The organism is Neptuniibacter sp. QD37_11 (assembly GCF_047778105.1).
Lineage (GTDB): Bacteria > Pseudomonadota > Gammaproteobacteria > Pseudomonadales > Balneatricaceae > Neptuniibacter.
In genome coordinates, this window is record NZ_CP180552.1 from 1,295,719 (window position 1) to 1,311,048 (window position 15,330).

Annotated in this window: 13 protein-coding genes; 7 read left to right on the plus strand and 6 right to left on the minus strand. The window is 41.5% G+C overall.

What is annotated here, in order from left to right; genetic code table 11:
* Positions 1-39: 39 nt before the first annotated feature.
* On the plus strand, positions 40-453 hold the full coding sequence (locus tag ACMXYT_RS05765; protein ID WP_415912014.1) for a hypothetical protein: 414 nt from the start codon (positions 40-42) through the stop codon (positions 451-453).
* Between the two features lie 3 nt (positions 454-456).
* Positions 457-1,167, plus strand: coding sequence for a pseudouridine synthase (locus ACMXYT_RS05770; RefSeq protein WP_415912015.1), 711 nt, complete (start codon positions 457-459; stop codon positions 1,165-1,167).
* Between the two features lies 1 nt (position 1,168).
* Here the strand turns inward: ACMXYT_RS05770 and hpaR are convergent, their stop codons facing one another.
* The 4 genes from hpaR to ACMXYT_RS05790 form a co-directional block, all read right to left on the minus strand.
* Positions 1,169-1,591, minus strand: a complete 423-nt coding sequence (gene hpaR / locus ACMXYT_RS05775) for a homoprotocatechuate degradation operon regulator HpaR (RefSeq protein WP_415900676.1) — start codon at positions 1,589-1,591, stop codon at positions 1,169-1,171.
* 205 nt (positions 1,592-1,796) lie between these two features.
* A complete protein-coding gene (locus ACMXYT_RS05780) occupies positions 1,797-3,407 on the minus strand; it encodes a diguanylate cyclase domain-containing protein (protein ID WP_415912016.1) in 1,611 nt (536 codons plus the stop codon).
* A complete protein-coding gene (locus tag ACMXYT_RS05785; RefSeq protein ID WP_415912017.1) occupies positions 3,397-3,813 on the minus strand; it encodes a hypothetical protein in 417 nt (138 codons plus the stop codon). Before ACMXYT_RS05785 ends, ACMXYT_RS05780 begins: the two co-directional genes overlap by 11 nt.
* An 11-nt stretch (positions 3,814-3,824) precedes the next feature.
* Positions 3,825-5,069, minus strand: coding sequence for a hypothetical protein (locus tag ACMXYT_RS05790; RefSeq protein ID WP_415912018.1), 1,245 nt, complete (start codon positions 5,067-5,069; stop codon positions 3,825-3,827).
* Between the two features lie 203 nt (positions 5,070-5,272).
* On the opposite strand from ACMXYT_RS05790, the gene hrpA reads away from it, so the two are divergent.
* The 5 genes from hrpA to ACMXYT_RS05815 all read left to right on the plus strand — a co-directional run bounded on the left by hrpA (position 5,273) and on the right by ACMXYT_RS05815 (position 13,262).
* Positions 5,273-9,199 carry an ATP-dependent RNA helicase HrpA gene (hrpA, locus tag ACMXYT_RS05795; protein WP_415900680.1) on the plus strand — a complete coding sequence of 1,309 codons (3,927 nt, stop codon included), beginning with the start codon at positions 5,273-5,275 and terminating at the stop codon, positions 9,197-9,199.
* Positions 9,200-9,571: 372 nt separating this feature from the next.
* The gene (locus ACMXYT_RS05800; RefSeq protein ID WP_415900681.1) at positions 9,572-10,567 is read left to right on the plus strand and encodes a porin; all 996 of its coding nucleotides are present in this window, start codon (positions 9,572-9,574) and stop codon (positions 10,565-10,567) included.
* Between the two features lie 173 nt (positions 10,568-10,740).
* A complete protein-coding gene (locus ACMXYT_RS05805; RefSeq protein ID WP_415893923.1) occupies positions 10,741-11,442 on the plus strand; it encodes a VacJ family lipoprotein in 702 nt (233 codons plus the stop codon).
* A 159-nt stretch (positions 11,443-11,601) separates the two neighbouring features.
* Positions 11,602-12,771, plus strand: coding sequence for a PP2C family protein-serine/threonine phosphatase (locus tag ACMXYT_RS05810; protein ID WP_415900682.1), 1,170 nt, complete (start codon positions 11,602-11,604; stop codon positions 12,769-12,771).
* Positions 12,772-12,773: 2 nt separating this feature from the next.
* The gene (locus ACMXYT_RS05815) at positions 12,774-13,262 is read left to right on the plus strand and encodes an STAS domain-containing protein (protein WP_415881679.1); all 489 of its coding nucleotides are present in this window, start codon (positions 12,774-12,776) and stop codon (positions 13,260-13,262) included.
* Positions 13,263-13,488: 226 nt separating this feature from the next.
* Here ACMXYT_RS05815 and ACMXYT_RS05820 read toward each other — a convergent pair whose 3' ends face one another.
* Positions 13,489-14,097: a DUF2057 family protein gene (locus ACMXYT_RS05820; protein ID WP_415900683.1), complete on the minus strand. Its 609-nt coding sequence runs from the start codon at positions 14,095-14,097 to the stop codon at positions 13,489-13,491.
* A gap of 71 nt (positions 14,098-14,168) precedes the next feature.
* A complete protein-coding gene (locus ACMXYT_RS05825; RefSeq protein ID WP_415900684.1) occupies positions 14,169-15,134 on the minus strand; it encodes a porin in 966 nt (321 codons plus the stop codon).
* Positions 15,135-15,330: the final 196 nt, after the last annotated feature.

Here is a 15,330-nt window from a genome sequence, read left to right on the forward strand (position 1 = left end):
TAATAAGCTTGAATTATTGACGTCTTATTAGAGGTCCCAGTGGATAAAAGAGATTGTAAGATTAATTACAAGTGCCCTAAAGCTTGGGGTGATTTGGATAAAACTGAGGACCCATTTGTAAGGTTTTGCGATCAATGCGAAAAAGATGTCCATTTTTGTGCGGATGTAGAGTCTTTAAAAGAAGCAACGATTGAAGATTTATGCGTTGCAGTTCCCACTGATGACTTTGAAGACGGCGTTATGATGGGGGATATCGCTTGGTCTGGCTTTGAGGGCGACCCTTTGCCACCGGAGCCAAAATTGGATGATGCTGATTTGTTAGAGGATTGGGTCATCGATGAAAAGCCGCAGTTCCCTGATTTTCCGAAGTCTAAGCCTGAAAAGCCAGATATGGATTCGTGGCTAGATGGTGATCTAGACGATCCTTTATCGGTGGAAGAAAAACCGAAGTGATTCATGTCTTTTAATAAATCTCGTCTTGATCGTTTTCTTGCGGCCAATACACCCTATCACCGTAAAGATGTGAGAATACTCATCGCTCAACAAAAGGTATTGGTGGATGGATTGCCGGCATCAGCTGCGAATCAGGTGGTCGATAGATTTTCTAGAATTGAGTGTGATGGGGAGGTTCTTCAGGATAAGCGTCCTGTGTACCTGATGTTGAATAAGCCGGTTGGTTATGTCAGTGCGACTAAAGATTCAATCCATCCTACAGTTATTGATCTGCTAGCAGACGGTTATGATGATGTTCATATTGCCGGTCGTTTAGATCTCAATTCCTCGGGTTTATTGCTGTTAACCAATGATGGAGAATGGTCTAGTCAGATTGCTTCTCCGGACACGAAGGTGTCAAAGCGTTACAGAGTAGAACTCGCTAAGCCTTTATCTACAGAGTACATACCTGCTTTTGCGGCGGGGATGTATTTTCCTTTTGAAGGTATAACTACGAAACCAGCAGATCTTGAGATCATAGATACCAATACTGCCTTAGTGACGCTGCAAGAAGGCCGTTACCATCAGATAAAGCGAATGTTTGGACGGTTTAGAAACGCCGTTGTAGGTTTGCAGAGGCTTTCTATTGGCGATTTGGATTTAGATAGATCCTTATCGCCGGGGGAGAGTAGAGAGTTGCTAGAAGATGAGGTTGCTCTTTTTGCAAAGTCTTAAATTAGGGCTCTATCGCTTCAATTTCTGATAATAAAGTCATTAGCTGTTTTAGTTTATCTTGATCATAACGTTCAGAAAATGCCTGATAACGCTCTTCTACAGCAGGTGTTAGGTGCTCAAGTAGATCTACTGACTTGCCTGTAAGACTAATTAAAATACGACGCTTATCTTCTTCTGATTTTCTGCGCTGGATGTAGCCCTGCTGCTCTAAGCGTTTGAGTATACCTGTTAAGCTTGGGCTTAAAATACAGCATAGTTCAGCAAGAGCCTTTGATTCTAGCTCTTGGTGGAATTTGATTGTTTGCAAGACCCGCCATTGCTGTTCTGTCAGAGAGTTCTCTTGTAATAAGGGTCTAACAAAAGACAGCGTAGCTTCACGAGCTTTCAGCAATTGTAGGGGTAGAGAATCTTCTAATGTACGCATGTGAATGATCTTTCAAAAATATTGTGCGCATTGTCGGGATTCGGGAACTAATGTGCAAGGCTTAACCGAATATTTCCTCCTAATGTATAAGGTTTTTTTGAGACTCTGTTACATAATGGGGCACAAATTAGCAAAATGCTTAGATTTAAGAGGTATTTAACGTATTAATTTTCTATTTAATCTCTTGCTTAGAGAGGAAGGGCATTTATCCCGTATTTTCCATACCCTCAGATTCATCATAGATTAGATAGTTATTTTTGCCCTGTTTTTTGATTTGATACATCGTGATATCAGCCGCTTTAATTAGAGCGTTAAGATCCGTGCCATGACGAGGTGCTAATGCAATACCGATGCTTGCACCTACTCGATCAGCCTTGCCAGAACCGAGGTCTATGTCTGCTTCAAGCAGTCTTAATATCTTTTCTGCTATGGTGGAAACCTCATCTTCCAGAGAATCGGCTTCGCCTGTTATAAAAATCAAGAATTCATCCCCGCCCCAGCGCGAAAGTAGGTCTGATTTGCGCAAGGCAGAATCAAATCGATTAGAAACCTCCTTAAGTACCCGGTCCCCTGCATCATGGCCATAGGTATCATTAATCGGTTTAAAGTGATCAAGATCTATTAGCATAACTGCGTGTTGACTATTGGGTTGTTTCATTAACGACTGTTTAATAAGGCGTTTACAACCACGACGATTCAGGAGGCCGGTGAGTGTATCAACTTCTGACTCGTGGCGAGCTTTCTGCTCACGGAATACTCGTTCTGAAATGTCATAAATGACCAGCTCTAAAAGAACTTCACCGCTCTCATCGAGTACTTGTGAAAGAATACACTGTAAGTGGCGATCAATTTCGTTCTCTAGTTTGAGGCTTAAGTCCAGAGAAACAGGCGTTGGGGACGTAAGCGCTTTCTGAATTGCTCTTGCTAAATGATCCCTTTCTTCAAATAGTTCAATCAGCTTTCTTGTTTGGTTCTCGGAAAAGTACTGGCATGCTTGTTCGCCAACAATGTTGGCAAAAGCAGGGTTGTTCATCAGCAATTGACCATCCATGTTTACTAATGCAATTCCCACACGGGCATTGTCAAACAATAACCGGAATTTCTGTTCTAGTTTCTGGACTTCATCGAATAGTTGATTTTTTTGTTGGATGGTTTTTTGCATCTGTCTAAGCAGATTATTGCTGTCTTTTACCAGTTGCCCAATTTCATCCTGATCGTGCCCCGTTGGCGTAATAATTCGTTGGCTGGTCCCAGGTTTTATGATGTGTAGTTGTTGAGCAATCTTTTTAAGTGGAGCTGCTAAAAGTCGATTGACTAACATGATCACGAGCAAAACAACAAAGATGGAATTTACGCCAAATATGATGATATGTGACAGCGCTCGTTTCTTTGCTGTTGCTTCAATTAGCTCCTGATTGGGTATTAAGGTTAACTTTCCTATTGGCAGTGCTGGCGTAAAAGGGTCGCTTAATTTTAAAACAACTAACCGCGCTTTGGGCCTGATGGAAATATCTCCCGCGGTTAACAACATGCCTGTATCGCTATTTAGAATTACGCCAGACACATTGTCATTGATAATGAGACCATGTGTGATTTCCGTGCCAAGCTCTTCATTTTCAAGATAAACGGCAACTTTCGCGCTTTGCTCAACCGTTTTAACTAGTTGTTGCAGGCTTTTGTGGATCTCATCAAGCTCTTCTTTATAAGAGAGTTGGAAAAGAACTATCGCCGAGATAAAGAGAAATAAACAGGCAAACAACGCAATGGTTATGCCTGTTCTTATAGAGAGCTTTGCATTGAGTGAATTACTCAACATGCGCTATAACCTTAACCGAACTCACTAACTCTGATTTTTCGATATAACCTATAGCAGTAGTATCTTTCATAATAGTAGCGATTACTTCTTTTGATGATTCTACTGACTGAGGCGGTGTTGCTCGACCTGCGAATATCAGTCTAGCCCAGTATGCATTGATTTGGGGTAGGGATTTACCTGTCAGGCCTTTATAAAATTTAGCCCTGTGGTCTGAATCAGCTGGCATATCAAGTGTTGAGGCTTTTCCACCATTAGGAAAATGCTGTACACGTCCCATATATAGGTCAATGACCTGTTTTTTGCTCAATTTATCTACTTGGCTCTCAGGGTGAGAGATCACAATCATTTCAGCTGAAGCCTCTATGGTGATCAGCAATGAGGAGAGGATATATATTAGATACTTCATCGTCTCAGCCCTCAGAACAAAAAGTTCACGTTGATTGAGAAAGTATCTACAGTTTCATCCGTTGTTAACGATGAATCTTTAGCCCATAAGCCAGCGCCATGCGGTTTTATCCAAGTTCTATCCCATTGGAATTTTATGGCGGTGTTGTGATAAATATCCCAACGAACGCCTAGGCCGAGTGATTTCTGATCTACTCCTGTTTGATTGTATTGATCCTGAACTATGTTTCTTAAGCCGGTGAGTTGGGCTTTTACTAGAGCCGGTAACAAATCAGGTACGGCGGCTACTTGATTTATCTCATCGGTGTTCTCAATGATAGAGCCTATGCCATAAAGGGTATAATCACCGATTCTTCTACCGACGCTAAGGTATCCACTGTGAGAGGAAGTGAATATATTATCTTTGGTTTTAACTTGATTTAGTTCGGTTTGAATAACCCATTGGTTATTATCGAAGGTAAGGCCAAGCGTATAGTAGTCGAACTTTTTCCCTTTCAAGTTGAGATCGTCAGCAGCCGATGCTGCTTCAGGCCATAACGGAGTGCTGTCATCGAGTGCATCAATTAAAGGTTCATAGAAATCGACACGGTCACTTAATTCTATATGGGCGTAGCCTAATCTGAACTTCCAGTAGTCACTTTCCCATAGCAGGCTTGAGGCAATAGCTGGAGAAACCTTAAGTGTTACATCGTCATATACAAAATCATTTTGTGTCGTACCCACGGTTAAGCGGGCTTGAAAAAAGGATTCTTCTAATAACGTGGAGTAAGTGATGTCAGCTCCATCGATATAATCAAAAGCAAGCGGGCTATAAAACTCGACAGGTGGGCGGGCCCACAGATATGCATATCCTACATTTCTGTACTCAGAGAGCATAAAGACATCAACACCTAATCTACCTAGGCGGTAGCTGAAAGGGTTGTCAGGACTTGGTTGGTAGCGTAAGTAAGCCCACTCGATGCTATTTTCTATGCTTTGGTCAATTCTGTTTTTGTAAACAAACTGAGCTGATGCACTCCATTGATCGTTTAAAACAGTATCAATCTGCAATCCTAATGTTGTGTCTGATTCTAATGACCATGAGTCAGAATCCTCTGCCGTGCGTGCAAGGTTTCTTCTGAAATTTAGGTCATCTCCAGAATTGCTTTTTACTAATCCAATTGTAGAAAAGCCTCTAATAGATGTCTTTTCGGCATGAAGTAAAGAGGAGTGAAGTAGTAAAAGTATGGAAGCAAAAATCAAATAAATTTGTTTCATCTCTGGAAAACCTTGATACAACGTGGAGTTCGTGCCTGTAGGCATTATAGAAGTCTTTATTAGAAAATTCTGCTCAAATAGTTGTAGTAATTTTAATAAGTTAGCTGATTCCTGAGTCAGAGCAATAAAAATCGATAAAGGTGTTCTAAAGAACTATCTGTTATAGAATTACATCATTAAAAATATAGGGTAAGGCAAAGCACTTGAATCAAAGTAAAAAACAGCTCAAGTCTCTATTAGAAAGCTGTCGACTATCGGATCGTTTTCGTTTTAAACGCCGTATTGAAAGGCTTAAAAATGATGATCAGGAAAGTGCTACTAAATTGGTCGATGATCTTGTAGCTTCGTGTGAATGGGTTGAGAATCGAAAACAACTGAATCGAGATATCTCTTACCCCGATCTTCCCATTAGTAGCCGCCGGGAGGAGATCAGTAAAGCTATTGAAGAAAATCAAGTAGTTGTTTTAGCAGGTGAAACTGGCTCAGGTAAAACGACCCAATTGCCCAAAATTTGTCTAGATCTCGGATTGGGCTGTAAGGGTTTGATTGGTCATACTCAGCCTCGTCGTTTGGCTGCGCGCACGGTAGCAAGCCGTATAGCTGAAGAATTGCATACCCCTTTAGGTGAACGAGTAGGCTATCAAGTTCGGTTCCATGATCAGGTGGGTGAAAATACTCAAATCAAGTTGATGACTGATGGTATTTTACTTGGTGAAACCCGTCATGACCGTTTCCTTGAACAGTATGAAGTTCTAATTATCGATGAAGCGCATGAGCGCAGCTTGAATATCGATTTCCTACTTGGCTATATAAAACGTATTCTTCCTAAGCGTCCCGATCTTAAGGTCATCATTACCTCTGCAACAATCGATTTAGAACGCTTCTCTAAGCATTTTAATAATGCACCTATTATTGAAGTATCGGGGCGAACTTACCCCGTAGAAGTTTTATATCGTCCGTTACATGAATTTGAGGCTGAAGATGAAAAAGCCCTAGATCTTCAACAGGGAGTTCTTGCTGCAGTTGAAGAGCTTTTAGACACTGAACGTAAGCAGGGTAAAGGGCCGCAAGGTGATGTGTTAATCTTTTTACCCGGTGAGCGTGAAATACGTGAAACAGCTGAGGTTCTTAGGCGAGCTGAATTAAAGCATACGGAAGTGCTTCCGCTATATGCGCGACTTTCTCTAGCTGAGCAAAACAGGGTGTTCCAACGCTCAGGTAAGGCTGCAGCAACTCGATTAATTTTATCTACCAACGTTGCTGAAACTTCCCTAACTGTGCCCGGTATCAAGTATGTGGTTGATACTGGCTTGGCTAGGATCAGCCGATATAGTTACAGATCCAAGGTTCAAAGGCTTCCCATTGAAGCTGTCTCTCAAGCGAGTGCTAATCAGCGTGCGGGTCGTTGCGGGCGTATCTCTGAAGGTACTTGTATACGTTTATATTCTGAAGAAGATTTTAATGCTCGGCCGGAGTTTACGGATGCAGAGATCCGTAGAACCAATCTTGCAGCAGTTATTCTTCAGATGCTGTCTCTTAAGCTTGGTGATATATCAGAATTTCCTTTTGTTGATGCGCCAGATAATCGATTTATAAATGATGGCTTTAAACTGCTTCAAGAGCTAGGAGCGGTAGACACTAAACGTAATATTACGCGTGTAGGTTGGCAGTTATCGAAACTACCTATCGATCCGCGTTTAGGGCGGATGGTAATAGAAGCAGCGAGAAACAAGTGCTTGCGTGAAGTTCTTATTATCGTGAGTGCTTTATGCATTCAAGATCCACGCGAAAGGCCTCAAGATAAACGTCAAGCAAGTGATGAGAAGCATCGCCAGTATGCCCACGAAGAATCTGACTTTTTATCCTTTGTGAATTTATGGGATCACTATGAAGAGCAAAGGCAAGAGTTAAGTCAAAATCAATTACGTAAATACTGTGCTAAACAATTTCTGTCTTATATGCGTATGCGAGAATGGCGTGATACTCACCGTCAATTGCATCTGATATGTAAAGAGCTGAAACAACAAGATGAGAAGTTTGTTGAAAGGGAGCAAGAAGCATCTTACGAAGCTATTCATCGTTCCCTTTTGGCTGGCTTGTTAAGCCATATGGGCTTCAAACAAGAGAATAAAGAGTACCTTGGGGCGCGTAATCGACGTTTTCTATTATTCCCAGGTTCCGTTGTATATAAGAAAGCCCCGAAATGGATTATTGCTGCCGAATTAGTCGAGACCAGTCAGTTATATGCTCGTTGTATTGCTCGCATTGATCCATCTTGGGCAGAAAAATTAGCGCCGAATCTAATTAAACGAAACTATAGCGAGCCTCATTGGGAGAAAAAGCGGTCAGAGGTCGTTGCGACCGAGCAGATTACGCTGTATGGCTTAATTATTGTACCTAAGCGTAAAGTAAGTTACGGGAAAATAGATCCGCTCATCGCTCACGAAATCTTTATCAGGCAGGCGTTGGTGGAAGGAGAGTTCAATTCCCAAGCAGCTTTTATCAAGAAAAATCGTGCTTTGTTAAGGGGTATTGAAAAGTTAGAAGCAAAATCTCGAAGAAAGGATCTGCTTGTCGATGAAGAGCAACTTTATGAGTTTTATCGACTTCGTCTGCAATCACTAAAGGGTGAACATATCGTTAATGGCGCCGCTTTTGAAAAGTGGCGTAAGGCCGTCGAGGAAGAAGCCTCTGATGCTTTGCATATGCAAGAAGAGGATATTCTGCAACGATCCGCTGATCATGTGTCTGTAGCCGCTTATCCCGACTTTTTCAGATGGGACGCAGCAAAGTTGAAGTTATTCTATAACTTCTCGCCAGGTGCGAAAGATGATGGTGTGACACTTCAGGTTCCCTTACCATTATTGAATGCGATCCCATTACAGCAGATGGAATGGCTGGTGCCAGGGATGCTTGAAGAAAAGTGTTCTGCAATATTAAAAGGCTTACCTAAACAGCAGCGTAAGCACTTTGTGCCAGTACCAAATTATGTTGAAGCATTTATAAACGCAGTTGAATTCGGGGTGGGCAATTTATACGAAGTTTTTGCTCATCAGTTGCTTCGTATGACCGGGATTAGAATACAGGAATCTGATCTAAGGCAGAGTGCGCTTCTTGATCATCTGACTATGAATATTAGGCTAGTGGATGAAAAAGGGCGGTTGCTAGGTGAGTCACGACGCTGGGATGTTTTAAATGATCAATTCGCATCACAAATAAATGAAAGGCTAACAGAGAAATCTGATAGTGAATGGGGACGCGAAGGTATAACTGAATGGGATTTTGGGGCGCTAGAAGAAAGCTGCAAAATCAACAAATATGCTGGTGTTGAGGTAGAGGCTTACCCTGTATTAGAAGATGCAGGTGAATCTGTAACATTATGCTTAAAATCTCATAAAGATGAATCTGTCCAAGTTAGTCGATTAGGGGTAACGCGTTTGGCTCTTCTTTCGATGAAGGAGCAGGTTCGTAATCTTAAGAAGGCACTGAAGAAGGATCAAATAACTCAAAGTGTATTATTAAGCGGTGGTCTATATACGCCAGCTCAATTAGAACAAGAGATTATTTGGCAGGCCTGTGCTTCGATTATATTGCCCGAGCATGGTGTTATAAGAGGTCAAACAGAATTTGAGCAAGTTGTCTTAAAGTGCAAAAGCGAAATTATACCGGCAGGGGAAAAACTGTTAGGGAATGTTCTCGAGCTTTGTCAAACCTATAACCGTATTCAGAAGCAGCTTAAAGGTAAGGTGCAGTTAAATGAGGTACCGGTTTTAAATGATGTTAAACACCAGCTATCACAGTTAATGTACAAGGGTTTTTTAAAGCAGGAATCGACTCATGTGCTGAAACAATATCCAAGGTATTTGAAGGGAATTGAAATTCGGCTTGAGAAATTTAGGCGTAATCTAAGGCAGGAGTGCCTTCATAGCGATCAATTGCAGCAGTGTATTGAACAGTATCAAAAGCGATATGAAAAACACTGTTCGCAAGGTATTTATGATCAGGAATTGGCAAACTACCGCTGGATGATTGAAGAGCTCAGAGTCTCACTGTTTGCTCAACAGTTGGGTACCGTTATAACAGTGTCTGAGAAACGCCTTAAGCAGCAGTGGGCGAAAGTGGCCAGTTGATGTAGATCAATAAATTTAGGGAGTAATACTTTTGTTGGGTGTTAACAGCTAAATAAATGCTCTCGCAAAGGTTGCAGAAGCCTTTTCGGTGTGTTGTAATGCCCGAAATTTATTTCTAAGAACCTGCTAAGGCCTTGTTAAATGGAGTTAATTCCCCGTTATAGGTACTAAAGCAGGAGAAAGATAGGGCAGAAGTTAAAGTTTTTTGTAGTGCTGCCGAGACAAAATTTAGAAGAAAAATGTGTTTCATTTATTTGAAATATATTTTTTTTATAGTATTTTCATAGCGTAATAGCGTGTTAAATGCGTTATGCTAGAAAAATTAAAAAATTCACTACTAGTATGTTGAATATTATTGAAGGGGAAATGTTGATGAAAAAGTCACTTATCGCTCTAGCTGTTGCTGGCGCTATGACTGCACCAATGATCGCACAGGCTGACGCTACTCTATACGGTTCTTTCCGTATCGGTCTACAAAAAGTAGACAACGGCGACACTGGTGTTGACGATCAGTCTTCTCGTTTCGGTATCAAAGGTGATATCGATCTAGGTCTAGACGGCACTAAAGGTCTATTCCACTGGGAAGCTCAGGCTAACAACGCTACAGTTACTGACCAGACTACTGCTCTAGGTTCTCGTCTGCACTACATCGGTGCTCAGGGCGATTGGGGTAAATTGCTTATCGGTAAGCAGTACCACCCACACTACCTACTAATCAGCGGTCCAACTAACATCTTTAACCCAGGTGACGGTGGTTACGGTGAGCGTTTCAACCTAGGTAACTCTGCTCTTGGTAAAACTGCTCACTTCATGAAGCGTACTGAAAACACTATCGCTTACTACACTCCAAAAATGAACGGCTTCCAGTTCATCGGTGGTGTTGTTCTAGCAACTGATGGTAATGACAGCAACGATTCTGTAGATGAGACTGTTGATGCAGTTAACCTTGCAGGTACTTACTCTGCAAACAACTTCACAGTTTCTGCTTCTTACGGCACTATCGAAACTGCAAACACTCCAGGTGCTGAACAGCAAACTGATGTTTGGGGTCTTGCTGCACAGTACAAGCTAGACGCTCTTCAGCTAATGGCTAAATACGAAGATAAAGAAACTGAAACAGGTTCTACAGAAAACTCTGATGAGCGTGTTTGGGAACTAGCTGCTCGTTACACAATGGGTGCTACTTCTGTATACGGTCGTTACGCTGATTACGAAGACGATGTAGCTAACTCTGATTTCGATCAGTGGGGCATCGGTGTTCAGCAGAAACTAGGTAAAGGTCGTGTATTCGCTGAATACGTTGACAACGATTCTGACGATACTGCTAACCCAGATCGCGCAGTACTAGGTTACCGTGTAGACTTCTAAGTCGACATTTCCTTACGGAAATACAGAAAAAGGCTTCCTTCGGGAAGCCTTTTTTCGTTTTTGAATTTAATTAGACTAACCTTCTCATAATTAAGCCTTTTTCCTATTTTTATTCTGGATGTTTCTCAGCTAGAATACCCTCTTATTTATTGGGTAAAGTGAAAGGATCCTGAATGAAAACCAAATTTCGCAGTTTGTTAGCGGCAGGTGCTGTTTCTTTAGCATTGACGCAGCCTGTTATGGCGGAAGAGGTCAATGTAGACCCTTGGGAAGGTTTTAACCGAGCCATGTTTAGTTTCAATGACGGTCTAGATACTTACGCCCTAAAGCCAGTAACAAAAGGTTATAAGGCGGTGATGCCTGATGTAGCTGAAACGGGTGTTAATAACTTTTTTGAAAACCTTGCTGATGTAGGTACATTCTTTAATAACCTGCTCCAAGGTAAGTTCGATAATGCGACCCAAGATTTTGCTCGAGTAGCATTTAATTCTACCTTTGGTTTAGCAGGCCTTATCGATGTTGCTACACCAATGGGTATTGAAAAGCACGATGAAGACTTTGGTCAAACATTAGGTTACTGGGGTGTTAATAGCGGTCCTTACCTTGTTGTTCCTTTCTTCGGTCCAATGACTGTTCGTGATGGCGTAGGTAAATTCCCAGATACTCTAGTAGATCCTGTTTATCACCTAGATGATAATGGTGCGCGTAATGCGCTTTACGTAACTCGTGTTATTGATACGCGTGCACAGCTATTAGAAAGTGAAAAGTTGATCTCTGGTGATAAATATATCTTTATCCGTGATGCTTACTTGCAAAAGCGTGCTTTCGATATTGCTGACGGTGATACTGAAAACTACGACGATAACAATTTCTAATATAGAAGTTTAGTGTGGATGAAAGCCTCAATTATTCAGATATAATTGGGGCTTTTTTGTAAGTCGTGATATCTGTGACTAAAAATCTATTGCAAGTTAAGTCAACTGGATTTAACGTGGTTTCTCATGGACTCTAGACTAATTTGCAAGGCCTGATATATGAGGCAAGCATACCAAACCATTCTATTGGTCGATCATGTTGCAGAAGCAATTGATTCGATCGTCGACGCCTGTAATCAGCTAGACCTTCCGCCTGTAAAAATTTCTACAGCTTTTAGTAGTGATTACGCATTAGAATTATTAGAAGAGCACAGTTTCTCTTTGGTGATTGTGGGTGTGAATGAGCGTTTAAAGCTGGTTGATCTTCAGCATTTAGCTACGTCACAAGCCCCGAAACCAATCCTTGCGTTATTACCTGATAGTGAGGTGAATCAGGTGATGGCAGCGCTGAGGAAGGGAGCTAGCAATGTATTCTTACAGTCTGAAATCCTTGATCAAGGTCCAGCGTTCTCACTAGCCATTAAATCCTTGCTTAACCAGGCGGAATTGATTGAGCAAAATCTTCATTATCGGGAAGAATTAGAGAAAAGTTTGGCTGAGCTTAAAGCAGATCAGCAGGCGGCTCATCAGATACAAAAAAACATGTTGCCTGCCACTGATGTTCAGTTAGGGGCGGTTCGAGCTCAATATCTATTAATCCCGTCGTTATATTTAAGTGGTGATTTCGTTGATGCTGTTAAGGTCGATGACAAATTGACCCTCTTTTACTTAGCCGATGTTTCAGGTCATGGGGCTTCTTCTGCACTTGTAACTGTTTTGCTCAAGAATATGACTAATCGGCTTCTGAGAAACTATAGGCGGCAATCGAGTTTTGACATTTTATCGCCAAAAGATGTGCTCCATCGAATCAACGTAGAGTTGCTTGATACAGGGTTAGGTAAGCATTTGAGCATGTTTATCGGTTTATACAATGAAGCTGACGCTAGCTTAAGTTACGCTGTAGGTGGACATCATCCTATGCCAATATTGCATGATCGGGATGGCTGTCGCTTCCTTGAGGGGAGAGGGATGCCTGTAGGTCTCTTTCATGAGCCTCTATATGATGAGAGAACATTGCAGCTGCATGCTGAGTTTGAAATTACATTGTTCTCTGACGGTATCTTTGAAGTATTGGAAGAGTCGAATATGGAAGCTAAAGAACAGCGCCTTATTGATGCGGTTTCTGGTACTAAAGGTGGGGGGCCGAACAGCATTCGAGATGCTTTACTTGCTAGTACTATTGATGCGGCTCCGGATGATATCGCAATTATGACGATTTGCAGGCAGTAATCATGCAAGAAGGTTTAATATATTCAGCCTTGGTTGAGGGGCGATTTGTCCTCAAATTCGTTGGAGATGTTCGTCTTACCTTGTGTACTACTCTGGATTGCCATTTAGAACAATCTTTAGCTGATCCTTCTGTGAGTGAGGTTTTGATCGATCTGACGCAAGCAGAAGGGATTGATAGTACTTCCCTAGGGTTGATTGCGAAATTAGCTATTAAGGCTGATCATGCAGGAATGGATAAGCCTGCTCTTGTCTCAACAAACTCAGATATAACTCGAATCCTGTATACCATGGGGTTTGATCATATTTTTGTTCTGCTAGAAGAACTCCCACCTTGCGTTGAAGATCTTAAAGAATTGCCGCTTGTGCAGGAATCTGTTGCTGAAATGCAGGAGAGAATTATTGCTGCGCACCGTATTCTTATGGATCTTAATGAAGCAAATAGGGAGGCTTTCCAAGATCTCGTTAATACGCTCGAATCAGTTAAAGAGTAATCTATTTCGCTAAGTAAGTTATAAACAGCTTCTGTGGATAACTTTGTTAGTTTTTTATGGTTAAGTTGCTATAGGCCCCGTAAAACTTGGCTATTTAACAAATTGCGTGAAAATAATACAGGTTGAAAAGTCTTTATTTTTCAGTGCGTTAAAATTTGTTTTGGATGGTTTTTGTCAAGCTGTTTTTCAAAATAAATCGTGCTGAGAGACAAAAACCTTCCCGCAATTATTGGATAAAGCTTTTAAAGGCCTCTTGAGTTTCAGAAGAGGCTTGTTGATATAAGCTTTTCAACAAAATTAGCTTCATTTGTTCATCAGTCACTTTATCTCCTTTTAAAACAGTGGGTGTTTCAATGACTGAAACCTGCTGGGTAGCATTGCTGTTTGATCTATTGAAATCAGCTAGCTCTCTCTCAAAATCTATCCCTAAACGGAATCCCTTTAGTGGTAGAAGTTCTGCTTTAAATTGAATTGGATTTTTGTCGTTTTTGAGTTGCCAGTTAAGCTCGCGGTTGAAATGCTCTAGCTGTCTTGTGTTTTTGATCTCAGGTGTTTTAAGTGTGAGGGTTTGTTTCTCTGAGCTAAATAAAAGTACGCTTGGATGGCTTTGCTCTAGCTCATAATCGCTGCCATTCTTTATCTCTGCTGTGTAGGAAACAAGAAGTTGGTTATTCCCATCAGGTAGGTTTAAAGATCGATCGTTGGAAAAAAAAGAGGATACACTTTCGCTGCCGTTGATCGCGTGAACTTTAATGCCTTCACCCAATATTAACTGGTTATCTGCCATTACATGAGGTGCTGAAATCAGTGTCACCAACAAAGCTAGTTTTTTCATGAGGTTCTCCAGAAGGTAAGAATGGCTCAATAGGCTTGAAGGGGAGGACCTATTGAGCCACCGTTTAGCAATTAGAACTTGATTTGCATGCCTGCAAGAACGTCGATTTCAGAATCAACGCTAGCATCGTCAAAACTTGCTTTAGCAACTTCGGCGAAGACTGATACGTTCTTCTGTGACGGGAATTTATAAGTCACGTTGGTGTACCAAGAGCTTGCATCTTGGTTGTCTGCATCAGAATCTACATTTACGTAACCTAGCGCTACTCGTGTTGTTTCTAGAGGCTGGAAAATAGCGACTAAGTTACTGATATCAGCATCAGCTGTCGCTGGGTTGCCATAGTCAGTCGAACTGAAATCCGTTCCAAAAGTTGCAAAACCAGCATCGAATTTGGCACTAACACCCCAAGTATCATCTGAATAGGTCGAACCGCTAGCCTGATGAGTTTGGTAGGCTGCTGCTAGAGAGAGTTGAGAAAGTTTAGTGCTAACAAATAGATCTGTTGCTTCACCATCTTCGCTGGCATTGCCGTCTGATGCTATTTCATGTGATACAACTACAGTGGCATTATCAAAGCTTGCTTCTAGGCGGATAAGATCGTCGCCTGAGCTTTTAACTACATCAAACTGATCTTCATCAAGGATTGTTTCATAAGCCGCTTCCACACCAAATTCGTCACCGGCCGTATTTGTTTTACCCACTTTTAACTTCAAATTGCTGTATTGAAGGCCTAGGTAAGCTTCTTCCAATTTGCTATCGCTTGCACTGGAATCATCAGCCGAACCGTTGAAGGAAAAATCAAGTTGACCGAAGGCTTTAAGATCGTTACCTAGATCGTAAATAATTGTATTCTTCAGCTCTAAATCATCAAACTCTACGTCAAAATCATTGGCTTTTTTGTAGTCGTCACGTAATTGAAGCTGCCAATCGCCTTTAAGCTTATAAGTTAAGCCGTCAGCGCTGTAAATTGTTGCTGCCATGGATGTGCTGGTAGCGAGTGTTGCGGTAATAGCTACAGATAAAGCTAGTTTTTTCATGTTTGCCTCTTTTGTATTTTTTAGAACCTCTTGCTCAGATTTGTATCGAGCTCAGAGGGAAGCTTTGTAATTCAGTCAGTGACTATTTGACTCGGGACAACTGGGACATCAGTTGTGAAATCCTAAGTGCTCAATAGCCGACTTAGAGTTTTAAAATGTCAAAACCGTGCTGCAAAAATGGCATTCAGTTTGGGGA